Source organism: Pseudomonas sp. ASL8 (genome assembly GCF_056680355.1).
This window is the reverse complement of the sequence record NZ_CM155278.1, coordinates 2,947,849-2,970,718: the sequence shown is the minus strand read 5'-3', so window position 1 is coordinate 2,970,718 and position 22,870 is coordinate 2,947,849. Positions and strand designations below refer to the sequence as shown.

General features: G+C 60.2%; 24 protein-coding genes and 1 riboswitch. Of the genes, 5 read left to right on the top strand and 19 right to left on the bottom strand.

Annotation, left to right across the window (positions count from 1 at the left end):
* Positions 1-856: 856 nt before the first annotated feature.
* From AC1MEA_RS13645 to AC1MEA_RS13635, 3 genes are all read left to right on the top strand, one after another.
* Positions 857-1,081: a hypothetical protein gene (locus tag AC1MEA_RS13645; RefSeq protein ID WP_219063914.1), complete on the top strand. Its 225-nt coding sequence runs from the start codon at positions 857-859 to the stop codon at positions 1,079-1,081.
* Between the two features lie 361 nt (positions 1,082-1,442).
* A complete protein-coding gene (locus AC1MEA_RS13640) occupies positions 1,443-1,922 on the top strand; it encodes a hypothetical protein (protein ID WP_219063915.1) in 480 nt (159 codons plus the stop codon).
* Between the two features lie 148 nt (positions 1,923-2,070).
* Entirely contained in the window at positions 2,071-3,351 is a 1,281-nt protein-coding gene (locus tag AC1MEA_RS13635; RefSeq protein WP_219063916.1) for an OmpP1/FadL family transporter, read from the top strand.
* Between the two features lie 108 nt (positions 3,352-3,459).
* Here AC1MEA_RS13635 and AC1MEA_RS13630 read toward each other — a convergent pair whose 3' ends face one another.
* The 13 genes from AC1MEA_RS13630 to cobO all read right to left on the bottom strand — a co-directional run bounded on the left by AC1MEA_RS13630 (position 3,460) and on the right by cobO (position 14,369).
* Entirely contained in the window at positions 3,460-4,011 is a 552-nt protein-coding gene (locus AC1MEA_RS13630; protein WP_480416473.1) for a glutathione peroxidase, read from the bottom strand.
* A 71-nt stretch (positions 4,012-4,082) separates the two neighbouring features.
* Positions 4,083-4,205: a hypothetical protein gene (locus AC1MEA_RS13625; RefSeq protein WP_449633638.1), complete on the bottom strand. Its 123-nt coding sequence runs from the start codon at positions 4,203-4,205 to the stop codon at positions 4,083-4,085.
* Complete coding sequence (locus tag AC1MEA_RS13620; protein WP_480416472.1) at positions 4,202-5,410, bottom strand: MFS transporter; 1,209 nt, start codon at positions 5,408-5,410, stop codon at positions 4,202-4,204. The genes AC1MEA_RS13625 and AC1MEA_RS13620 overlap by 4 nt, the downstream gene beginning before the upstream one ends.
* Before the next feature lie 145 nt (positions 5,411-5,555).
* Positions 5,556-6,287 (bottom strand): adenosylcobinamide-GDP ribazoletransferase, encoded by a 732-nt coding sequence (locus AC1MEA_RS13615; protein ID WP_480918141.1) that lies wholly within the window; start codon positions 6,285-6,287, stop codon positions 5,556-5,558.
* 2 nt (positions 6,288-6,289) lie between these two features.
* Complete coding sequence (cobC, locus tag AC1MEA_RS13610) at positions 6,290-6,859, bottom strand: alpha-ribazole phosphatase family protein (protein WP_480416471.1); 570 nt, start codon at positions 6,857-6,859, stop codon at positions 6,290-6,292.
* Complete coding sequence (cobT, locus tag AC1MEA_RS13605; RefSeq protein WP_480416470.1) at positions 6,856-7,908, bottom strand: nicotinate-nucleotide--dimethylbenzimidazole phosphoribosyltransferase; 1,053 nt, start codon at positions 7,906-7,908, stop codon at positions 6,856-6,858. Before cobT ends, cobC begins: the two co-directional genes overlap by 4 nt.
* The gene (gene cobU / locus AC1MEA_RS13600; protein WP_219063921.1) at positions 7,905-8,426 is read right to left on the bottom strand and encodes a bifunctional adenosylcobinamide kinase/adenosylcobinamide-phosphate guanylyltransferase; all 522 of its coding nucleotides are present in this window, start codon (positions 8,424-8,426) and stop codon (positions 7,905-7,907) included. The genes cobT and cobU overlap by 4 nt, the downstream gene beginning before the upstream one ends.
* A gap of 1 nt (position 8,427) precedes the next feature.
* On the bottom strand, positions 8,428-9,903 hold the full coding sequence (locus AC1MEA_RS13595) for a cobyric acid synthase (protein WP_480416469.1): 1,476 nt from the start codon (positions 9,901-9,903) through the stop codon (positions 8,428-8,430).
* Positions 9,900-10,907 (bottom strand): threonine-phosphate decarboxylase CobD, encoded by a 1,008-nt coding sequence (gene cobD / locus AC1MEA_RS13590; RefSeq protein WP_480416468.1) that lies wholly within the window; start codon positions 10,905-10,907, stop codon positions 9,900-9,902. The genes AC1MEA_RS13595 and cobD overlap by 4 nt, the downstream gene beginning before the upstream one ends.
* Positions 10,900-11,808: an adenosylcobinamide-phosphate synthase CbiB gene (gene cbiB, locus AC1MEA_RS13585; protein ID WP_480416467.1), complete on the bottom strand. Its 909-nt coding sequence runs from the start codon at positions 11,806-11,808 to the stop codon at positions 10,900-10,902. Before cbiB ends, cobD begins: the two co-directional genes overlap by 8 nt.
* Entirely contained in the window at positions 11,805-12,455 is a 651-nt protein-coding gene (gene bluB / locus AC1MEA_RS13580; protein WP_480416466.1) for a 5,6-dimethylbenzimidazole synthase, read from the bottom strand. Before bluB ends, cbiB begins: the two co-directional genes overlap by 4 nt.
* The gene (locus AC1MEA_RS13575; protein WP_449633629.1) at positions 12,452-13,747 is read right to left on the bottom strand and encodes a cobyrinic acid a,c-diamide synthase CobB; all 1,296 of its coding nucleotides are present in this window, start codon (positions 13,745-13,747) and stop codon (positions 12,452-12,454) included. The genes bluB and AC1MEA_RS13575 overlap by 4 nt, the downstream gene beginning before the upstream one ends.
* 10 nt (positions 13,748-13,757) lie before the next feature.
* Positions 13,758-14,369 carry a cob(I)yrinic acid a,c-diamide adenosyltransferase gene (gene cobO / locus AC1MEA_RS13570; RefSeq protein WP_322217519.1) on the bottom strand — a complete coding sequence of 204 codons (612 nt, stop codon included), beginning with the start codon at positions 14,367-14,369 and terminating at the stop codon, positions 13,758-13,760.
* A gap of 105 nt (positions 14,370-14,474) precedes the next feature.
* A riboswitch (cobalamin riboswitch) is annotated at positions 14,475-14,697 on the bottom strand.
* A 220-nt stretch (positions 14,698-14,917) separates the two neighbouring features.
* On the opposite strand from cobO, the gene AC1MEA_RS13565 reads away from it, so the two are divergent.
* Positions 14,918-16,243 (top strand): PQQ-dependent sugar dehydrogenase, encoded by a 1,326-nt coding sequence (locus AC1MEA_RS13565; RefSeq protein ID WP_480416465.1) that lies wholly within the window; start codon positions 14,918-14,920, stop codon positions 16,241-16,243.
* Positions 16,244-16,294: 51 nt separating this feature from the next.
* Here AC1MEA_RS13565 and AC1MEA_RS13560 read toward each other — a convergent pair whose 3' ends face one another.
* From AC1MEA_RS13560 to AC1MEA_RS13535, 6 genes are all read right to left on the bottom strand, one after another.
* Positions 16,295-16,840 (bottom strand): C40 family peptidase, encoded by a 546-nt coding sequence (locus AC1MEA_RS13560; protein WP_480416464.1) that lies wholly within the window; start codon positions 16,838-16,840, stop codon positions 16,295-16,297.
* Positions 16,841-16,924: 84 nt separating this feature from the next.
* Positions 16,925-17,578: a C40 family peptidase gene (locus AC1MEA_RS13555; protein ID WP_449633627.1), complete on the bottom strand. Its 654-nt coding sequence runs from the start codon at positions 17,576-17,578 to the stop codon at positions 16,925-16,927.
* Between the two features lie 76 nt (positions 17,579-17,654).
* Positions 17,655-18,419: an NAD-dependent deacylase gene (locus tag AC1MEA_RS13550; protein ID WP_449633626.1), complete on the bottom strand. Its 765-nt coding sequence runs from the start codon at positions 18,417-18,419 to the stop codon at positions 17,655-17,657.
* Between the two features lie 7 nt (positions 18,420-18,426).
* Positions 18,427-19,131: a DnaA regulatory inactivator Hda gene (hda, locus tag AC1MEA_RS13545; protein ID WP_219063930.1), complete on the bottom strand. Its 705-nt coding sequence runs from the start codon at positions 19,129-19,131 to the stop codon at positions 18,427-18,429.
* A 152-nt stretch (positions 19,132-19,283) separates the two neighbouring features.
* Positions 19,284-20,357 carry an AI-2E family transporter gene (locus AC1MEA_RS13540; RefSeq protein ID WP_480416463.1) on the bottom strand — a complete coding sequence of 358 codons (1,074 nt, stop codon included), beginning with the start codon at positions 20,355-20,357 and terminating at the stop codon, positions 19,284-19,286.
* 52 nt (positions 20,358-20,409) lie between these two features.
* The gene (locus tag AC1MEA_RS13535) at positions 20,410-21,462 is read right to left on the bottom strand and encodes a DUF2066 domain-containing protein (RefSeq protein ID WP_480416462.1); all 1,053 of its coding nucleotides are present in this window, start codon (positions 21,460-21,462) and stop codon (positions 20,410-20,412) included.
* Positions 21,463-21,811: 349 nt separating this feature from the next.
* On the opposite strand from AC1MEA_RS13535, the gene purM reads away from it, so the two are divergent.
* Positions 21,812-22,870: a phosphoribosylformylglycinamidine cyclo-ligase gene (gene purM, locus AC1MEA_RS13530; RefSeq protein ID WP_219063933.1), complete on the top strand. Its 1,059-nt coding sequence runs from the start codon at positions 21,812-21,814 to the stop codon at positions 22,868-22,870.

The window sequence follows — 22,870 nt, the reverse complement described above, 5'->3', positions numbered from 1 at the left end:
AATTTTGCGAATTTCCCTACGTCACCCATGGCACCCGCGGACTAGAGCAAGCGCTCGGGACAATCCACAGAAGCTGTGGATAACTCAGTGGACAACCCACCGTGAACCTTCGCAAACGCCTATAGAACGTGGCCTGCGTTCAAACTGACGCTTTTTTCACCAATGAAAAAAAACGATGTTTTTCATTGACTTAATAATTCACCACAAGAAATCAAGCGCTTGGGATCGGATGTGACAGTGGCATGACAGGTTGTCGCCCCAGTGTGTACAACTCGATCACTGGCGGTTATAACGCGACCCTCATTTTGACCGAACATTTGCATAGAACTCGGTAGACGGCATTACCCCTACCACAGCCAGCCACGCGCACCTGCAATTAATTTGATTAGCTGGCTTCCAATCCAGGACTCGATCCGCTATCATCGCGGCAGTTAGTACCAAGCTGAAAGTCAATTATGGTCGAAACAGTCCCCCGGTAAGCGCTTTTCCAATGTGAAAGTGTTGCCGACCACACGGGATCGACCACCTCGATGGTTTCCAGGCATGAACTCGACACACGGCCTTCCTCAATGACGGGAAGGGTGTAGCGCAGCTCTCGTGCCCTGACTCAACCAACCTGCAGATTGATCAGGAACTTCACCCCGGGCCTCGAACCTTTGCCCTTGTTGTGTTGCCTGCCCTCCTAAGTACCTACCAGTCAGCCCAAGCGCCATACGATAAAGCGCGCTTCAAACTGTCTGCTTTGTTCCAGTCAGGTTCTTCGCCCCGCCGTGCTTTGCACTGGCCCGCGTTTTACTGGAACGTTTTTATTTTGCACGGTCTTATACCGTGTCGTTTGTAGGAAACACCCATAACTATGACTACTCATATCCAGACTCAGAATGCCATTCGCACTCTAACCAGCGCATTTGCCCCAATGAATTGCCTGATCATGGCCGCTCGCAAAGGCTGCTTCAGCTTCACCATCGTCAACGAACACGGCATCGCTCGTCACAGCGAACGTCTGTACCCCGATCAGTATTCCAGCGCCGAGCCGCTGCAAGCCGTGATCGAGCGTACACGCCAGGCACTGGTTGCCTGACGGAATGCCAGCCGCTGGCTGAAACGCTCCACCAAAAAACCTCGCCCTTGCAAGCGAGGTTTTTTATTGCCTGCGATTTGCCGTGCGGCTGGACTGGCAGTTTCCAACGGCCTGCTTTGCGCCTGGATATTTGTTCCTTTATCACCCGAGCAATAAGCATGAGCTAAGCACAAAGGGATATATGCGCCAGAACCGGCTGGCACAAATATTTTAAAAACAGCCCTTTACGTTCGAAATATGACACTACACTTCAACTCAAGCGGCCTTGGCTGCTTCCGGCGAGCCTGATCCGATTCACCGCTGCCACGCGCCACGGCCTCGCCGGCCCTAATTGTTTTACAAGGGATGTAACGAGGGCTTTATGGGAATCGCCGCCAGTGAACTGTGTCGATATGTGATCCGCCCCACGCTGATCTATCTCGGCCGCTATTGCTCTACTGCCGAATCCTTGCTGCTCGGGGTCGCCGCCAGCCAATCGGCACTCGGCGAAGCACTGGACAGCCGGCGCGCTCATGGGCTGTACCGCATCACCGAAGTTCGTCACCAGCATCTCTGGGATGACTACCTGGCGCTGGACCCGGAACGAGCCAGTCTCGTTCGAGGCCTTGCCAGTCAGCACGCATTTCTCAAGGGGCCGCACTTGGAACTGACCGTTAATCTGCGTTATGCCACCGCCATTGCCTGGCTGTTGATCGAAGCACAAGGTAAACCCTTGCCCGCTGAAGACGACGTGCTGGCCATGGCAAGAATTTGGCGCCAAACCTTCCAGCCACAGGGTCGCTTACGCGATTTCACTGCGGCCTGGCACTCCTGCGTAGCCCCCCTTCATCACGTTGCCTGAGGTTTTTCTCCAGCTGCAAGATCGCTGCAGATCGACGCACTTGGGCAAATTGTCCTACAAGAAGGCTCTATCTCGGGCCATTCAGGCTATGGCGCTTAGGCGAAAATGTTGGTAATTTCCGCCCGGTGATCAACACGGAGTTCTAATAATGAAAAAAGTAATGCTCAAGACCACACTTAGCCTCGCCATCGGCATGGTATCCACTCAAGTTTTTGCCTCAGGCTTCGCGGTCAACGAGCAGAGCGTCAGCGGCATGGGCACTGGTTTCGCCGGTCGCTCCTCCTCTGCCGAAGACGCCAGCACTGTGTTCGGTAACCCTGCCGGTATGTCGCGCATCAAGCGTGAGCAGGTCAGCCTGGGCGCTGTAGTTCTCGACGCAAAAACCGATATCCATGACGGTGTCGGCCGTCCATTCGGCGGCAGCAATGATGGCGATATGGTTCCACTCATCGCCGTACCCATGGGTTACTACGTCAAGCCCATCGATGATCACTGGACCTTCGGTGTCGGCATTTACGCCCCATTCGGCCTGGTCACCCAGTATGAACATGGCTTCGCTGGTCGCTACTACGGTAAAAAGAGTGACGTGAAAGTCGTTACTTTGCAGCCTACCGTCAGCTACGCGTTCAACGACAAAATCTCCATCGGTTTTGGTCCGACCATCAACCGTATCGACGGCGAATTGACCTCGGCCACCCCGACAGTAACCCGTGCTGGCGTAGGCCCTGACGGCCAGGTCAAGATCAAGGGTAACGACACCGCCCTTGGTTACAACATCGGTATCCTCGCTCAAGTCACCGACCACACCCGTGTAGGCCTGACCTACCACTCGATGGTCGACTTCAAACTTGATGGCCACACCGAAATTGATGGCGCAGGCTTTGGTCCGTACAGCGGCAGCAAGTACGACGCTTCGCTCAGCCTCAAGACACCTGAATCCACGGACTTTTCGGTCACTCACGAACTGAACGACGACTGGACCCTCTACGCGGGTACCACCTACACCCGCTGGAGCCGTTTGCAAGACATCACCGTGAAGAACAGCGGTGTCGCAGCGGCATTGGGTGGCAGCGCAGGCCCGATCGGCACGATCACCGAAGAGCAGAACTGGCACGACACCTGGGCGCACGCTATCGGTGCCGCGTACAAGCTCAACAAGCAGTGGACCCTGCGCACCGGCTTCTCGGTTGACCAGTCGCCCACCAACGACACCAACCGCTCACCGCGCATCCCGACTGGCGACCGCAAAATCATCAGCTTCGGCGCTGGCTATAGCCCGACAGACGATCTGACCATCGACGTGGCTTACTCCTACCTCAAGGAAGAAGACACCACCGTCAATCTGGCCAGCCCGACCAAGGGCACCTACAGCTCCACCTACAACAACAGCGCCCACGGTTTCGGTACCTCTGTGACTTACCGCTTCTGATGAGCCCATTCGCGGCGAGCTGAACGGCTCGCCAGCCGAATACGCAAAAGCCCTGCATCTGTGATGGATGCAGGGCTTTTTCATGGTCGCGGCTTGAGGTTCAGGCCTTCAGGGTTTTGACGCGATGGCTTTCTCGACAGCCGCAATAAAAGCGGCATCATCGGGTTTGGTCAGGCTGGAAAAATGGGCGATCACGTTACCTTGACGGTCGATCACGTATTTATAGAAGTTCCAGCGCGGCTCGCTGCTCTGCTCCGCCAGCACTTTGAACAGGTGGGTGGCATTCGGGCCCTTGACCTGCTGAGGATCGGTCATGGTGAAGGTCACGCCGTAATTGACGTAGCAGACCTTGGCGGTTTCCGCATCGTCCTTTGACTCCTGCTTGAAGTCATTGGAGGGCACGCCGATCACTTCCAGACCTTGCCCCTTGTAACGTTGATTCAAGGCCTCAAGGCTTTTGAACTGCGGGGCGAAACCGCAGAAGCTTGCGGTGTTTACCACCACCAGCGGCCTGCCCTCAAAACGCTGACACAAGTCGATAGTCTCTTTGGCGCGCAATTTTGGCAGCTCGCCTTGCAGCAGTGGCGGGCACCCGGCAGCCAACACAGGACCGCCCATCATCAGCAGTAAAACGGGAATCGAACACCAGCGAATTGTCATCACAGCATCCCAAAACTTCGATAGAGGTCAATGTGTCTGAAAGGCAAAATTCGCGTCACCCGTGGTGATACCTAGCAAGTGCTCATGCCCAATTGCAGTGCCCCCAGCCCCATGTGCTGCCAGCCCCACCACACCAGCGCCAGCAGCAAAAACCCGAGGGTTATGCCACCAAGCCAAGGCCAGACGCTGTTCACAACACCACGCCCTGAACCTGCAACCGCGCCACCGGCCGCTCGCGCACCGGCCAGTTCAGGGCGGCAGCCATCAAGCTGAGCAGGATAGACACTTGCCAGATCAAATCGTAATTCCCCGTGCGGTCATACACCACGCCACCCAACCAGCCACCGAGGAAGGCACCCAATTGGTGGAACAGGAAGACGATACCACCGAGCATCGACAAGTTGCGCACCCCGAACAGGGTGGCGACCGTACCGTTGGTCAGCGGCACGGTGGACAGCCATAGCAGGCCCATGGCGACGCCGAACAGGTAAGCGGTGGTCTCACTCAGCGGAACCCACAAGAACAAGCCAATTACCACCGCGCGCATCAGGTACAGGCTGGTCAGCAAGCGCGGCTTGGACATGCGCCCGCCCAGCCAGCCGGCCGTGTAGGTGCCGAAGATATTGAACAGGCCAATCAGGGCCAGCACCGTGGTGCCGACTTTGGCGGGCAGGTGCTGATCAACCAGGTACGCCGGCAGATGCACACCGATGAATACCACCTGAAATCCGCAGACAAAAAATCCCAAGGCCAAGAGCCAGAAACCCGAGTGGGTACAGGCTTCATGCAGGGCTTCACGCAGGGTTTGTTCGCCTCCGGTGAGCGGCGTCGGCACGTCTTTGATCATCGCCACCAGCGGCAGGATCATCGCTACCAGCACGCTCAGCACCAGCAATGCCCCCGACCAGCCAAGCCAGCCAATCAGGCCGAGGGAGCCGGGTAGCATGGCGAATTGACCGAATGAACCGGCAGCACTGGCGATGCCCATGCCCATGCTGCGCTTCTCGGGTGGCAGCGCTCGACCGACCACGCCCAGAATCACCGAAAACGAGGTGCCGGACAAACCGATACCAATCAATACACCGGCGCTCAGGGACAGGGACAACGGCGAATCGGCCATGCCCATGCAGGCCAGGCCCACGGCATAAAAAATCCCACCGACAAACACCACTTTCGCCGCGCCGAAACGATCCGCCAGTGCGCCGGCGAACGGCTGGGCCAGGCCCCAGATCAGATTCTGGAACGCAATCGCAAAGGCAAATACCTCACGCCCCCAACCGAACTGGGCACTCATGGGTGCCAGAAACAATCCGAAGCCATGCCGCACACCCAGGGACAACGCGAGGATCAACGCACTCCCCAGCAAAATCCAACCACTGGTACGCCAGACCGATGTCATTTTTATTCTCCGGCTCGCTCATCAAGCCCTGCAAAGTAGGCGTCTATGCCCGTCATACAAACGAGCAAAACTACGCGCTGGGTGCAACGGGTGTCAATGAGAGGGAATATGGACAATACAAAGGGCCAATACACGCTTTGATACGTCAAACCAACGCCAACACCACCAGCACCGCCACTTCCAGCAATTCCAAAAGCGCGCCGGCGGTGTCGCCGGTAGTGCCCCCGAGTCGGCGCAGCATCAGGTGCCGTAGCCAGAAAAAGCAGACACACGCCACCAACAGAGCGATCAGCCCGCTCATGCCTGCCAGTAGCACGCACCCCACTGCGCTCGCCAGCAAAACCTGCTGGCCCAGCGTACGCGGCAGGTGATCGGCCAGCGCTTGCCCCAGCCCGCCCGCCCGCACATACGGCGTGCCCAGAAACAACGCGAGCATGGCGCTGCGCCCGATCAATGGGGCCAGCAATAAGGCCACGCTCTGCGGGTGTTCGATCACTGCCAGCAGGGCGCAGAATTTAAGCAGCAGCACCAGCACCAGGGTCACGACCGCAATCGGTCCACTGCGCGGGTCTTTCATGATGGTCAGGGTGCGTTCACGGTCACCAAAACCGCCGAGCCACGCATCAGCGCTGTCGGCAAGTCCGTCCAGGTGCATGCCACCGCTGAGCAACACCCAGGCCGTCAGCAGCAAGGCCGCGTGCAACATCGACGGCGTACCACTCAATAGCGCATTGAAGCCCATCAGCAGCAGCCCGAACAGCAGCCCCACCAACGGATAGAACAACAACGACCGCCCTAATGCTTGCGGCTCCGGCATGCCCGGCAGGCGAATGGGCAGGCTGCTGAGAAACTGCAGGGCAATCCAGAAGGGCGACAGGTTCATTCGCTCAACACGCAGCCGCTGCCGACCTGAAGCGTCAGCAGTGCGCCATGCCCGACTTCAACCTGAAGCAACTGCTCACGCGGTAAACCCCGGGCCTGAGCCAGCAACAGGCGCATCACCCCGCCGTGGCTGATCAGCAACACACCCTGACCGGCATAGGCCTGATGCAGTCGCTCGACCGCCGCCAATACCCGCGCGGAAAACGCCGTCAGCGGTTCAGCCTTGGGCGGGGTAAACGCATAAGGATTGGCCCAGAACAGCCCCAGGCTCTCAGCATCGGTCTCCATCAGTTGCGCAGCGCTGCGCCCTTCCCAGTCACCGAAGTGCAGCTCCTGCAGATCAGCGTCCATGTGCATCGGCAATGCCAACTGGTCAGCCAGCTCTTGGGCAAAGCGTGCACAGCGTTGCAGCGGCGAACTGACGATTCGATCCCAAGGGCCGGCCTCCGCCACCGCCGCGCGCATCTGCGCCCAGCCAGCGGCGGTCAGGGCGTCGTCCAGGCTGCCACGCAGGCCACCGCCGAGCTCGGTTTCGCCATGACGCAGCAGATCCAGACGCAAGGTCATGCCGGGCGATCCGCCACTGCTGCTTCGGCAAACGTCGCCATGCCGTTGTGCAGCTCACAGGCCAGACGCAGCAAAGGCACGGCCAACGCTGCGCCGCTGCCTTCACCCAGGCGCAAGCCAAGGTCGAGCAAGGGTTCGGCCTGCAAGGTTTCCAATAAATGCCGGTGACCCGGCTCGGCGCCACGGTGGCCAAACAACAGCCAGTCGCGACACGATGGATTCAAGCGCACTGCAACCAAGGCCGCAACACTGCAAATAAAGCCGTCGACCAGCACCGCGATACCTTCCTGAGCACAGGCCAGGTAGGCACCGACCAACGCTGCAATCTCGAAGCCGCCCAGACAGAACAAAGTGCGCAGCGGATCGCCGGCATGCTCAGCATGCAGCGCCAGCGCGCGCTCGATGACCAACGCTTTGTGCGTGACGCCCGCCGCATTGAGCCCAGTGCCCGGCCCGACCAGCAACTGCGCCCGGCATTCGAGCAAGGCGCACCCCAATGCGCTGGCCGCCGCAGTATTGCCGATGCCCATCTCGCCGCCAATAAACAGCTCCGCGCCCGCCGCCAATGCACGGCGAACACTGTCGCGCCCGGCTTCCAGCGCGAGCAAACCCTGCGCCTCGGTCATTGCCGGCCCTTCGACGAAGTTCGCGGTGCCCGCGCCCAACTGCAAATGCCGGACGCCCGGCAGGTTCAACGGCGATACCGTCCCCAGATCGACCACTTCCAGCTGCGCCGAAAGCTGACGCGCCAGCACGCTGATTGCCGCACCGCCGGTCACGAAGTTATGCAGCATTTGTCCGGTGACTTCCTGCGGAAAAGCCGAAACCCCTTCTGCAACCACGCCATGATCACCCGCAAAAATAGCGATCCACAGGTTATCGACGCAGGGTTTGAGTCGCCCCTGCAACCCGGCGAGTTGCACCGCTACCCGTTCCAGCTGCCCGAGGGAGCCAGCCGGTTTGGTCAACTGCTGCTGACGGGCCAGGGCCTCTTCACGCGCCTGACTATTGATTGCCTGCGCCGGTTTCAGCCACCAGGAATTGCTCATATTGCGGGTCCTTTCAAGGTCAAGGGCAGGCCAGCGACGGTCAACACCACGCGCTGGCAACGTTCGGCCAGGGCTTGATGCAGCCAGCCGGCTTCGTCGACATAACGGCGAGTCAGCTCACCGAGGGGCACGACGCCCATCCCGGTTTCGTTGCTGACAAAAATGATTTCACCGGGCAACCCGGCAAGGCAGTTCAACAACGTCTCGCGCTCGAGGGCCAGACGTTCAGGGTCTTCGAGCATCAGCAGATTGGTCAGCCATAAGGTCAGGCAATCCACTAACAGGCAACGCCCGGCACTGGCCTGCTCGACCAGTACACGGGCCAGTTCGAGCGGTTCTTCAATCAGGCCCCAGCTGTCAGGACGACGTTGGCGATGGATCGCCACGCGCTGGCTCATTTCGCCATCCAGCGGCTGACTGGTGGCGATATAGATGACGTCGAGGCCGCTCTGGGTGGCCAACTGCTCGGCCAATCGACTTTTGCCCGACCGAGCGCCGCCTAGAATCAGTTGCAGCATGTCAGTTGCCCTCCAAACCAGTGCTGTCCAAACCACACAGGGTTCGCAAAAGCACGCCATCCAAGTGGTTCTCCACCAGGTCCGCCAGTCGCTCGATGTCGCGTTCGCGCAGCGCGTGGTAGTCGACGTGCTGCGCGTTCTCCAGGCCCGCCCAGCGCAGCAATGCAGCACACGCTGGCGGCGACTCGAACAGGCCGTGCAGGTAGGTGCCGAGAATTTGCCCGTCGGCACTCTGTGCACCGTCATGGCGACCATCATCAAGGCGCACGGCGGCATACTCCAGCGCCGCGCCAGTGGTCACCCCCGCGTGAATTTCGTAACCGCTCACGGGCGCGTCTTCCAGTGCGAGATGGCCACGCACATTGCGCAGTTGTTTCTGTTCTTCCAGCACGGTATTGATGTCCAGCAAGCCCAGACCGGCACTGGAACCGGGCGCACCTTCGAGCCCCAGCGGGTCATGAAGGTGCTGGCCGAGCATCTGCAAACCGCCACAAATGCCCAGCACCTTGCCGCCATAGCGCAAGTGTCGGGCGATGGCGATATCCCAGCCATGGCTGCGCAAGAATGCCAGATCGCTGCGCACGCTTTTAGAGCCGGGCAGGATAATCAGGTCCGCAGCCGGGATCGGCTGACCGGGGCCGACAAATTGCAGATTCACCTGTGGGTGCAGGCGCAGCGGGTCGAAATCAGTGTGATTGCTGATGCGCGGCAATACCGGCACCACCACATTCAGCACCTGTTCGACCTTGTCGGTCTGGCGCTGATCGAGGCCATCTTCGGCCTCCAGGTGCAAATCCATCACGTACGGCAGCACGCCAACCACCGGTTTGCCGGTGCGCGCTTCCAGCCAGTCGAGGCCCGGTTGCAACAGGGCGATATCGCCACGAAAACGGTTGATGATGAAACCTTTGACCCGCGCCTGCTCACTCGGGGACAGCAGTTCCAGGGTGCCCACCAGATGGGCAAAGACCCCGCCGCGATTGATATCGGCAATCAACAGAACAGGGCAATCCACCGCTTCGGCGAAACCCATGTTGGCGATATCGCCTGCGCGCAGGTTGATTTCGGCAGGCGATCCGGCACCTTCGACCATGACCACCGGGTAGGCCGCACTCAAGCGTTGATGCGAGGCCAGCACCGCCTGCATCGCGATCTTTTTGTAGCCGTGATACGCCACTGCGTTCATGGTGGTCACCGCCCGACCATGGATGATGACCTGCGCGCCCGTGTCGCTGTTGGGTTTGAGCAACACCGGGTTCATGTCAGTGTGCGGTTCGAGGCCGGCGGCCTGGGCCTGCACCGCTTGCGCTCGGCCAATCTCGCCACCGTCCGCCGTCACTGCGCTGTTGAGCGCCATGTTCTGCGGTTTGAAAGGCACCACGCGAACGCCCTGACGGGTCAACCAGCGACAGAGCGCGGTCACCAGCGTGCTTTTACCGGCGTCTGACGTCGTACCCTGCACCATCAAGGTGGTCATGGTATTTCCTTGGTGTATTCGCTGAGGGCTTGTTCGAACCGTTGCCAGTCGACTTCTTCAGCCGGCAGGCCGAAACGCAGGCTGCTGTGATGGGGACTGCTGGTGTTCAGGAACAGCCGCAACAGAATCCCGCGCCGAGCACAGAACTCATAAATCCGAGCGGCGTGTGGGGTCGTCAGCCATTGAAACAGCGCGCAACCACCCTGAGGCTTCAAGCCATACCGGCTCAGCAGTTCAGCCAGGCGCTGGCTGGCGTGCTCGGTACGCAAGCGTTGCAGGCGATGACCTTCGACATCGCTCAAGCACACTTGCCCCAGCACGCGCGTTGGCCCACTGACGGCCCAAGGGCCAATCTGCCGCGCCAGCAATTTGAGCAACTGTGGTTCGGCAATGACAAAGCCCAGACGCACGCCCGCCAGCCCGAAGAACTTGCCGAACGAACGCAACACAATCAGGCCCACGCGCCAGGCTTCGGCGGTCAGGCTCAACTGCGGCGTGTTGTCCATAAAGGCTTCATCGACCACCAACCAGCCACCGCGCTGGGCAAGGTGCGCGTGCCATTCCAGCAAGCGCTCCGGGGCGATGCTCAGCCCGGTGGGGTTGTTCGGGTTGACCACCACCAACACGTCGAGGCTGTCGATGAAAAAATCCACTTCGTGCTCGAACACTTCACGCACCCGAAAACCATTGGCACGCCAGGCTTCGGCATGTTCGGCATAACACGGCGATAACACACCGACCTTGCCCGCACGACGCAAACGCGGTAACGCCTGAATCGCGGCTTGCGAACCGGGCACCGGCAGCACGCGGGGGGCACCGTAGTAAGCACAGGCCGCCAGCTCCAGGCCATCGTCGGTTTCCGGCAATCGCGCCCAGGCCCGCGCCGGGATTTCCGGGATCGGCCAGGGCCAGGGCGAGATACCACTGGACAGGTCCAGCCACTCGGCTTCAGCGATGCCGTAGTGCAACGCTGCACCGCGCAAGCGACCGCCGTGCTCAAGCATACAGTTCAGCCCCCGCGCACAGGACCAGCAACCACAACCAGACACCGCGCTGGACCAATTGCCAGCCACGATCGATCGACTGAGCATCAGCAGGCACGCCTTCGCCCAATTGCGGACGCTGGTGCAGCTCACCGTGATAAATCGCGGCCCCGCCCAACTCCACGCCCAGCGCGCCCGCACCGGCGGCCATTACCGGACCGGCATTCGGGCTGTCCCAGCCGGGCGCTTGAGAACGCCAGCAGCGCAGGGCCAGTCGGGTGTTGCCCAGCAGCGCGTAGGTCAACGCCACCAGCCGTGCCGGAATGTAATTCAAGACATCGTCGATCTTTGCCGCCGCCCAGCCAAACCGTTCGAAACGTTCATTGCGATAGCCCCACATGGCATCCAGGGTATTGCTCAAGCGATACAACACCACCCCCGGCGCCCCCGCGACAACAAACCAGAACAGGGCGGCGAACACTGCATCGCTACCGTTTTCCAGGACTGACTCGGTGGCCGCGCGGGCGACTTCGGTCGAGTCCAGCTCCGCTGTCTGCCGACTGACCAGATAGCCCACGCGACGACGGGCTTCGTCCAGGTCACCGCTGCGCAGGGCCTGCGCCACCGGCTCGACGTGCTCGCCAAGGCTGCGCAGACCCAGCGCGCAATACAGCGCCAGAACCTCCACCCACCCGCCTATATAGGGCAACCAGCTGAAAAGAGTCACCAGCAGCGTCAAGGGGATCACCGCAATGAACCAGGCGGTGACCCCATGACTGCGCCAACCGCGCCCGGCCGAATTGAAGCGCCGCTCAATCCGGTCGGCAAAGCGCCCGAACGCCACCAGCGGGTGCGCCCGTTTCGGCTCGCCCAGCAGCGCATCCAGCGCGACCCCGGCGACGCTCAGCAACGCCACGCTCATCGACTCACTCCCCACTGATTTTCATACAACAATTCGCTCAGCGGACGCGCCTGCGCCCACCCTTCAAGCACCAGCATGGGCGCCGGGTAAAACTCGGCCACCGGCCCCAGGCACAGTATCGCCAAGGGTTTTGCACCCGTCGGCATGCCCAGCAGGTCGGCCAGCGCTTGCGGCTCGAACAGTGAAACCCAGCCCATACCCAACCCTTCGGCACGTGCTGCCAGCCACAAATTCTGAATCGCGCAGGACAAGGACGCCATGTCCATTTCCGGCAAGGTGCGGCGCCCGAAGATATGCCGCTCGCGATCATCCATCAGCGCCGCGACCAGCACTTCCGCGCAATCGTTAATGCCTTCGACTTTGAGCTTCATGAAATCGTCGGAGCGCTCACCCAAGGCTTCTGCGGTCAGAATCCGCTCGGCCTCGACCTGCGCCTTGATGCTCTCGCGCAGCGACCGGTCGCTGATGCGAATAAAGCGCCACGGCTGCATCAACCCGACGCTGGGCGCCTGATGCGCCGCTTCGAGCAATCGCGCCAGCAGCTCTGGCGCCACGCTGCCACCGATGAAGTGGCGCATGTCGCGACGCTCGGCAATCGCTCGATACACCGCCGCACGTTCGTCGGGGCTGAACGCCTGATCATTCATGGTTTGAAAAGCGCCGCAACCGCTTGAGGGTTAGAAGGGAAATAGAAGTGCACGTAAGACGCCGTCATGCGCCCGTCACGATAAACCGCCTCGGCGCCGCGTCCACCGTTAGGGCTCAGGCCTCGGGCGATGGGCTGCAACTCGGTACTGGTCAGCGAGTGGTGATAGGTGTGCCCACGCAGCAAGCCTTCCGGCAGTTCGACCGCTTGCAAAGCCAGCGCGGCCAAACGTTTCTGCATCACGGCTTCGCCCGTCAGCAGCCCTACCAGCTCCGCACGCTGACCGTCGACATCGGTCAAGGCATCAAGCAGGTAAAGCATGCCGCCGCACTCAGCCAGCAGGGGTTTACCCGCGGCATGATGAGCGCGAATGGCGGCCAGCATCGGCAGGTTTTGACCCAGCGCGACGTGGTGCAATTCGGGGTAACCGCCAGGCAGATAAAGGCTGTCGGCATCGGGAATCAAGGTGTCGTGGATCGGCGAGAAGAACGACAACTCGGCGCCCATGGCTCGCAGCAGGTCAAGGCTGGCGCCGTAGGTAAAGGCAAACGCCTCGTCCCGGGCGATGGCAATGCGCACCCCCTCAAGCAAGGGTTCAGTGTTGACGATGTCGGGCGCGTCGAATTCGACTGCGGGCGGCAAGGACACCTCGCACGTGCTGCCCAGAGCGGTGGCGGCTGCGTCGAGGCGTGCATCCAGATCATTCAGTTCGCTGGCCTGCACCAGGCCCAAATGACGGCTGGGCAATTCGATCCCGGTTTCTCGCGACAACGCGCCGTACCAGCGCAAGCCCTCCGTCAGGCTGCCTTCGAGCAGTTGCGCGTGGCGCACGGTGCCGACGCGATTGGCCAAGACCCCGGCAAACGGCAGGTCCGGCTGATAGCGCGCCAGGCCCAGGGCCAGCGCGCCAAAGGTCTGGGCCATGGCGGTGCCGTCGATCACGCCCAGCACCGGTACGCCGAAATGGCGCGCCAGGTCTGCGCTGGACGGCGTACCGTCGAACAAGCCCATGACCCCTTCAATCAGAATCAAGTCGGCTTCGCCCGCCGCTTCCCACAACAGACGGCGGCTTTCATCCGCGCCGACCATCCACAGATCCAGCTGATAGACCGGCGCACCACTGGCGCGCTCGAGAATCATCGGGTCGAGAAAATCCGGGCCGCATTTGAACACCCGAACCTTGCGCCCTTGATTACGGTGCAGTCGGGCCAACGCGGCAGTCACGGTGGTCTTGCCCTGGCCTGAAGCCGGCGCGGCGATCAATACCGCCGGGCAGTGACGCGGCGCTCTCATGAAGGACTGCTCATAGCTCGATGCCTTTCTGCGCACGGATACCGGCCTGGAAGGCATGCTTGACCACAGCGATCTCGGAAACCGTATCGGCCAGATCAATCAGCTCGGGTTTCGCGCCACGCCCCGTCACCAGCACATGCTGCATCGGCGGACGGCTTTGCAGGTCACTGAGAACCTGCTCCAGATCCAGGTAGCCGTGCTTGAGGGCGATGTTCAGTTCATCGAGCACGATCAGGCCGATGCCTGGGTCGCGCAGCATTTCCCGGGACACTTCCCAGGCAGCTTCGGCGGCGGCGATATCGCGCTGGCGGTCCTGGGTTTCCCAGGTGAAGCCCTCGCCCATGACGTGATAACGCACCTGCTCGGGGAAACGACGGAAGAACAGCTCTTCACCGGTGCTGTTGCGACCTTTGATGAACTGCACGACGCCACATTGCATCCCGTGGCCCATGGCGCGGGCGAGCATGCCGAACGCGGAGCTGCTTTTGCCTTTGCCGTTCCCCGTCAGGACCAGCAACAACCCGCATTCATTCGGCGAACTGGCGATACGCTCGTCCATCACGGCTTTTTTACGCAGCATGCGCGCCAGGTGGCGTTCGTCACGTTCGGGGGATTCGTTCATCTCAGCTCTCCGTTTGAGCAGGGCACGCGAAAGCAAACGGAAGGCACAGGAATTGACTGCCAGCACGGTCAAAAAAGACCCTGCGCAGAGCATCGCCCGCCGTGATGCTGTTGGATGGATCAGGCCGGTCTCCGGACTCATGAGCGGGCTTTGCCCTCACTGCGCGCCTTCCCACATCCTTTACGATGCAGTGACTGAATGCGCAGCTTTGACTCATTTACCGTTGCGGGGGCAGCGCCGGAATCGGTCGCTGGACGCGCCCTCACCGGCTTCCCTGTTTCACTCAGCCCATCAGCGATGGCTGAGCACCTGAAACACGTCGCGAAGGGTAGAGGGTTGGGGGTAGAGCGTCAATCGAAGCGCCCTTTCCTTTCGTTTAATAAAGCTGTTTGCCCCGTGCGAGGCATATTGATTGATATTAAACGACAGCCCTCTCGCGCCACCTACTAAGCTTGCTAACTATCAACTCACCTGCAAAAGGTTGAACCTCGACAGCCCACCCTCCTCTACTGCTTTACGCGCACCTTTCGTTTTTCATGGAGATCCTCATGTTCACACTCAGACCTCAGTTGGCAGTACTGCTTGTACTGATGGCCGGCCTTGCTGCTTGCGGCGAGACCGCCCGCCTGCAAATAGCGGAAGGCACCGGCCCGCAACCGAAGCTGCCGGAACCGAACAAAACCCTGATGCCGACCGTGAACATCGCCCCTGCCGTGGGCTGGGCAAAGGGTGCGAAGCCTGTCGCTGCACCGGGCACCCAGGTGGCGGCGTTTGCCGAAGACCTGGATCACCCGCGCTGGCTGTACGTGCTGCCTAACGGCGATGTACTGGTCGCCGAAACCAACTCACCCGCCAAGCCCGATGACAGCAAGGGCATTCGGGGCTGGGTCATGAACAAGGTCATGGGCCGTGCGGGTGCGGGCGTAGCGTCCGCCAACCGAATCACCCTGCTGCGCGACAAAGATCATGACGGCGTTGCTGAAACCCGCACCGTGTTCCTGCAAAACCTCAATTCACCCTTTGGCATGGCCTTGGTCGGCAACGATTTCTATGTCGCTGACACCGATCAACTGCTGCGCTTCCATTATGAAAACGGGCAAACCTCGATTACCGGCGAGCCAAGCAAGGTGACAGACCTGCCCGCAGGGACACTCAATCACCACTGGACCAAGAACGTCATTGCCAGCAAAGACGGTAAAAAGCTGTACGTGACCGTGGGTTCCAACAGCAATGCCGGTGAGAACGGCCTGGACAAGGAGGTAGATCGAGCCGCGATCTGGGAAGTCGATGCCGCGACAGGCGCGCACCGGATCTTTGCCTCCGGCCTGCGCAACCCCAATGGCATGGACTGGGAACCGCAGACGGGCAAGCTGTGGACCGCCGTCAATGAGCGCGACGAAATCGGCAGCGATCTGGTGCCCGATTACATTACGTCAGTGAAGGATGGCGCGTTTTATGGTTGGCCGTTCAGCTACTACGGCCAGCATGTGGATGTGCGTGTCTCACCCCAGAACCCGGCGTTGGTGGCCAAGGCCATTGCACCGGATTACGCCGTCGGACCCCACACGGCGTCTCTGGGCCTGACCTTCAGTGACGGGAAATCGCTGCCGGCACCGTTCACCCAAGGCGTATTCATCGGCCAGCACGGCTCGTGGAACCGCAAACCCCACAGTGGTTACAAGGTGATATTCGTACCGTTCGCCAACGGCAAACCCAGCGGCGCGCCCGTCGACCTGTTGACCGGTTTTCTCAACGCAGACGACAAGGCCCAGGGCCGTCCGGTGGGCGTGATCAATGATCAGCATGGCGGCGTGCTGGTGGCCGATGACGTGGGGAATAAAATCTGGCGGGTGACAGCAGCGAAGGCGCAGTAAGCCCCGCTTTCGACGGGGCAGGATTTCCTGCGCGCTGCGATCACGTCAAAATCAGGGGGTATTACGCGCAAGATGCTCTGGCTGAATGACGCGCTTGGCGTTGAGATAGGTTTTTTGCCAATAGCTGTTGTCGAGGCTGTCCAGGCGCACTGTGCCGCCCGTTGCTGGCGCATGCACAAAGCGCCCTTCCCCCACGTAGATCGCGGCGTGGCTGACCTGCGAACCGCCTGAAGTGGCGAAGAACAACAGATCACCTGACTGCAAAGCGTTACGTCCGACGTCCGGCGCGTGCATCACAATCAACTCACGGGTCGAGCGTGGTAGCGCGATGCCGGCCGCGTCACGGTAGACATAACCAATCAACCCACTGCAATCGAAGCCCGAATCAGGCGTATTGCCGCCCCAGCGATAAGGCGTGCCGACCAGGCCCAGCGCGCGAAACAACACGTCTTCAGCGGCAGGCGAGGAATACTCGGAAGTCATAGGCGCAACAGGTCGAACAACCCGTGGCTTTGAAGGGGGTGGAGCGTGGCTTGCGCAAGCGCCAAGAAGCGCAGCGACCAATGTAATCAACCCTAGGCGTACCGTAATCGACATAAACACAACAACCTGATCTGGATGCGGCTTACTCTGCCGGGAGCCCGAACTGCGTGTAACTTGAGTTACACGCTCCGGTAATGACTAGCGTTGGGTTTGGATTGTAGTCGGCGCCATCGCTAACGCACGTTTAGCTTCGATGAAGGTCTTCTTCCAGTAGCTGTCGTCCAGGCTATCGACCCGAACACCACCGCTGCGGCTGCTGCTGGAATGGATGAATTGATCATCGCCCAAGTAGATGCCGGCATGGCTGACACGACCGCGACCTTTGGTACTGAAGAACAGCAGATCACCCGGCTTCAGGTTGTTGCGAGCAACCAGCGGAGCATTCAGGTTGATCATGTCGCGAGTTGAACGTGGCAACGTCATGCCCGCTTCTTCACGAAAAAGGTAATTGATGAATCCGCTGCAATCGAAACCGGCTTCCGACGTACCGCCTACACGATAACGGGTACCGATCAGGGACATGCCGCGTTCCAGGATGCTGTCGGCAAGGACTGGCATGCGGTAAGGCTTGCTGTCAGAAAACTCGGCCAGTTCTTTTTCAGTGATCAACTCTTCGGACAGCACGGAGTCAGATCCGTCGGCCATCTGGGAGGAGCGTGCAGACTGTGCAGTAATCGAGGTATGAGCCTGATTCTGGACGTGCTGCTGGTTCGAGGCAGGCATGTGAGCCGCGCAACCAAAAAGGAGTGAAACCAGTGCGAGAGGCACGAGGGGTGCGAAGCGATTTAGCATGGGCACGACCGTGGCTGATGATGTAAAGGAGGTGAGACTATGCCTTCTATCACCCTCATTTGCAAATTCAATCGATCTAAATGTGACTTACCAGTTCCTCCATAACTTCTAAGGCTCTACAGCCCAGGAAAACATCCATGCCTGCGCTGTGGTCGGTCGGCGTCGGATTTATCTCGGCGGTAAAGCCTCCCGACACCCGCGTCCGCAGGACCGGCTCGTGAATATACGGGAAGCTGGCGGTGGTGCCGATGCTCAATACAGCGTCGAAACCCTTGGCCATTTCTTCGTACAACGTTTCCAGCGCCCGCTCGGGCAACATTTCCTCGAACAACACCACTGGCGGGCGCAAGACCCCATGGCAGTGCTTGCACAAGGGCGGCAATGGCCGTTGCAGGTGCTCGCTCAGCTCCGGGTCGACCGCGCCACAGGATTGGCAAAACAACGGCGCCAACTGCCCGTGGATTTCGATCAAGCGTTCAGGTGGGCTGCCAGCGGCACGATGATAGCCATCGACGTTCTGCGTCAGAACCCAGCATTCAGGCTTGAGCCGCTGTAACTGAGCGATGGCGTAATGGGCGGCATTGGGTTGCGCACCAAGACAAGCCCTGCCCAACTCGGCGATATATTTCCAGCACAGCGCAGGGTCGCGGCGCAACATCGGACCGGACAGCGCCATTTCGATGGGCAGCCCGTCCGCCGTCTTTGCGTTATACAGCCCGCCAACACCCCGATAAGTCGGGAGGCCCGAGTCGGCCGACAAGCCAGCCCCGGTAATAATCAGAATGCGCCGGGCATGACGCAGCGCCGCCGCTGTTTGCAGCAACAGCTCGCGATCTACCACGGCCGCGCTACCAACCCAACGTTTCCTTCAGGAAAGGAATCGTCAGTTTGCGTTGCGCTTGCAGCGACGCCTGATCGAGACGTTCGAGCAGGTCGAAGAGCGCGCTCATGCTGCGGGTGCCGCGCGTCAGGATGAAATGACCGACTTCATCAGTCAGGTGCAGGCCACGGCGCGAAGCGCGCAGCTGCAAGGCGCGCAGCTTGTCTTCATCGGACAGGCCACGCATCTGGAACACCAGGGCCATGGTCAGCCGTGATTTGAGGTCGAGAAGTTTGACCGGCAATTCCCGTGGAGACTGGGACGCTGCGATCAACAGGCGACGGCCGCTGTCGCGCAGGCGATTGAACAAATGGAACAGCGCCTCTTCCCACTCCGGCTTGCCAACCACCGCTTGCAGGTCATCCAGGCAAACCAGTTCGTACTGTTCGAGATTATCGAGCAGCTCGACGCCTTGATCCATCACCTCTGCCAACGGCAGGTAAACCGCCAGTTCGCCCAACTGCTCGAAGCGCAGGCAGGCGGCTTGCAGCAAGTGCGTACGCCCGACGCCGTCCTTGCCCCAGAGATAAATCAGGCTTTCGGTCCAGCCAGCGTCGGCTTCGCACAGCCGCTCAACATAGCCGAGTGCTGCGGCATTGGCGCCTGGATAGTAATTGATGAAGGTGGCGTCATCACGCAGACGCACACCCAAGGGCAGCTGAATCGGTTTCATGCTGGCTGAACGGCTCAAGCGAGCCGCTAGGGGCCTCTGTGTAAAGTGGGCAAAGTTTATACCGGTGACGCCGGGCGCACAATGCGGCAGACCACAAGCAAAATCAAAGGTTTGCGATTGCTTCGCGTCATGCGGTGTAACAGACGGATCACCTACAGATCAGGATCTCCCATGCCACCGTAAATATCCGACTCTTTATAGAGGTCGTGCACATGGCGCACCAAAACCATGATGACGGCCGCCACCGGCAACGCCAGTAGCACACCCGTGAAACCGAACAGCTCACCGCCCGCCAGAATCGCGAAGATCACCGCCACCGGGTGCAGACCAATCCGGTCACCCACCAGCAACGGGGTGAGAACCATGCCTTCCAGGGCCTGACCGACCATGAACACCGCGACGATACCCATCATTGGGTACAGGTCGCCACCGAACTGGAACAGCCCGGCGATGACGGCAGCACCGATGCCAATTACAAACCCCATGTACGGCACAATCGCAGCAAGACCGGCAATCACGCCGATCAACAAGCCCAACTCCAGACCTACCAGCATCAAGCCGGCGGCATAGATAAAGCCCAGCGCAACCATGACCAATAACTGACCACGAATAAAGGCACCCAGCACTTCATGGCACTCGCCTGCCAGCTTGACGATCTGTCCTTCGCGATGGCGCGGCAACAGGCTGCGGACTTTGGCCATCATCACGTCCCAGTCGCGCAGCAGGTAGAAACACACCACAGGGATCAGCACCAGATTGGTCAGCCAGCCAATCAACGCCAGACTGGATGCGGTCGCCTGGGCCAGCACCACGCTGACAATATCGCCCGTCTGCCCCATGTGTTCGGAAATGGCGGCCTTGACCTTGTCGAACTTCCAGAAACCATCAGCCAGCCCCAGTTTGGCCTGGGTCCATGGCAATGCCGTGTGCTGCAACCAATCGAGTATCTGTGGCGCCAACTCATAAAGGCGGAACAACTGCTTGGCCAGCATCGGCACCAGCACCAGCAGCAGCGCCATGAGAATCATGGTGAACAAGCCGAACACCGCGACCACACCCAAGGTGCGCGACAGCCCGGCAGCTTCCAGCCGATCGACCAAAGGGTCGGCCATATAGGCCAAAAGCAGCGCAATCAGAAAGGGCGTCAGGATCGGATGCAGCAAAAACACAAACACACACAGCAGGACAACCCCGCCAATCCAGAACCAACGACGTGAGTCAGCCATTACCGCCCCTCAAACCCAAGAATAAAAACCAATCCGATGCGCCTTCCAGCCGTTACCAACGAAAGTGCAACTGCGGTGCAGAAGACGGTTGTGTCACGGGGGCAGCACCATCGACCGGAGGTTGCTGCGCCGGAACTGCAGCACTCACCTCGCCCGCAGGGACTTCCTGCAATTTGGCCAGGGACAATTGCGAACGAAGTTGATCGGCACTGCCGTTGACCTCATAGGTGATGCGATCACCGCTCACCGTTTTCAGCTTGGCGCCAAATGGATCGAGCAAGCGACTCAACTGAGCGTAACGTTCAAGGTTCATGCCCTGCACTTCCAGTACCAGCCCGGTCGACGCACCCGGCTTGACCACATAGCGCGGCGCCAGACGCTGGCTGACCGCCAGCAGTACAGCATCGGCCAAGGCTCCGCTGTCCGCGCCGGTGGCCGTGCCCTGCTCACTCTGCTGGCCCAGCCACAAACGCCATTTACCCTGCCATTGACCATTCTCTTCACGGGCATGCACCGCCAGCAAACCATCGGCGCCATATCGCTCGGAAGCGGCCTTCAACGGCGTGGAGTCAGTGCCTTCAAGATTCTTGGCCGTCGCGACGATCTGCTCGCTCAAGTCCGCCAAAGGCAGACGCAACGGCAAACCACGGTGCTGCGCCGCACGACGCAGGGGTTCGGCGGCACTCTGACCGTCACCCACCAGATTGGAGCCGTCAGTGGCGTCGCTCAACCACCAACCGAGAATCGTCGGACGGTTACTGCCCCACACAGGCAAGCCTGCCTGATGCAGCGAGCGCTCGGTGCTGGCGGGATCGAAATCAACCAGCAAGCTCTCTGGCGGACCCGCTTCGTAGCCGAACTGAGTGATAATTTGTTGCGGGTCTTTGCGCACCCCGGCCAGGCCAGCGCTTTGCAGGGCCTTGGGATCACCCGTCAGCCGCAGAATCAGGGTTTCCAACGCGCGTTGCGTGGCCTGAGTGCGCTCATCAGGGGTTTGCCCACTGACGGTTTCACGCACTTGATACAAGTTGCTCACGGTTTCAGCAACGCTGGGCAGGCTGATCAACGAAAGGCAGCCCACAAACAATAATTTAGAAAGACGCATGGAAGGTTCCCGACGGGCAAAAGCGGCATGAAAAAGGCCGCGTGAAAACGACTGACATGGTTCAGACCACACATCGAGCCGAATCATTCATACAAAATCATAGCGACACCTTATACAGCCGCCGACAAACGAGCCAGCTTGAGCGCATGCATCGATTATTTTGGGTTCTAATAAGCCTGCCCGTCGGCCTAAGGATGGCCGCTGCCCTGTAAGCCTGATAAAATCGCGCGCCTTCGCAGACTGGCGATGGCGGTGGCCCCTGAAAACGCAGCATTCCTTGTATGCAGCGTTTTTCGAGAGGCCCTGCCGACTTCGGTCGACCCCCCGAATCCCCTTAAAGGCCTGGATTATGAGCAAGCAACCCTCCCTGAGCTACAAAGACGCCGGTGTAGACATCGACGCCGGTGAAGCATTGGTCGAACGCATCAAGAGCGTGGCCAAGCGCACCAAGCGTCCGGAAGTCATGGGCGGTCTGGGTGGCTTCGGCGCCCTCTGCGAAATCCCGGCCGGCTACAAGCAGCCTGTACTGGTCTCCGGCACCGACGGCGTGGGCACCAAGCTGCGTCTGGCGCTGAACCTGAACAAACACGACACCATCGGCATCGATCTGGTCGCCATGTGCGTCAACGACCTGGTGGTTTGCGGCGCAGAGCCGCTGTTCTTCCTCGACTACTACGCCACCGGCAAACTCAACGTCGAGACCGCGACTCAGGTCGTGACCGGCATCGGCGCTGGCTGTGAGCTGTCCGGTTGCTCGCTGGTAGGCGGCGAAACCGCAGAAATGCCTGGCATGTATGAAGGCGAAGACTATGACCTGGCCGGTTTCTGCGTCGGTGTCGTGGAAAAAGCCGACATTATCGACGGTTCGAAAGTCGCCGCCGGTGATGCCCTGCTCGCCCTGCCGTCTTCCGGCCCGCACTCCAACGGTTACTCGCTGATCCGCAAGATCATCGAAGTGGCCGGTGCCGACATCGAAAACATCCAGCTCGACGGCAAACCGCTGACCGACCTGCTGATGGCGCCCACCCGCATTTATGTCAAACCGTTGCTCAAGCTGATCAAGGACACTGGCGCAGTCAAGGCCATGGCCCACATCACTGGCGGCGGCCTGCTGGACAACATCCCGCGCGTACTGCCAGCAGGCGCTCAGGCGGTGGTCGATGTCGCCAGCTGGCAGCGTCCTGCCGTGTTCGACTGGCTGCAGCAGCAAGGCAATGTCGCTGAAACGGAAATGCACCGCGTCCTGAACTGTGGCGTGGGCATGGTCATCTGCGTCGCTCAGGAACACGTCGAAGTGGCCTTGAACGTGCTGCGTGAAGCTGGCGAGCAACCTTGGGTCATCGGTCAGATCGCCACCGCTGCTGAAGGCGCTGCGCAGGTCGAGCTGAAAAACCTCAAGGTACATTGA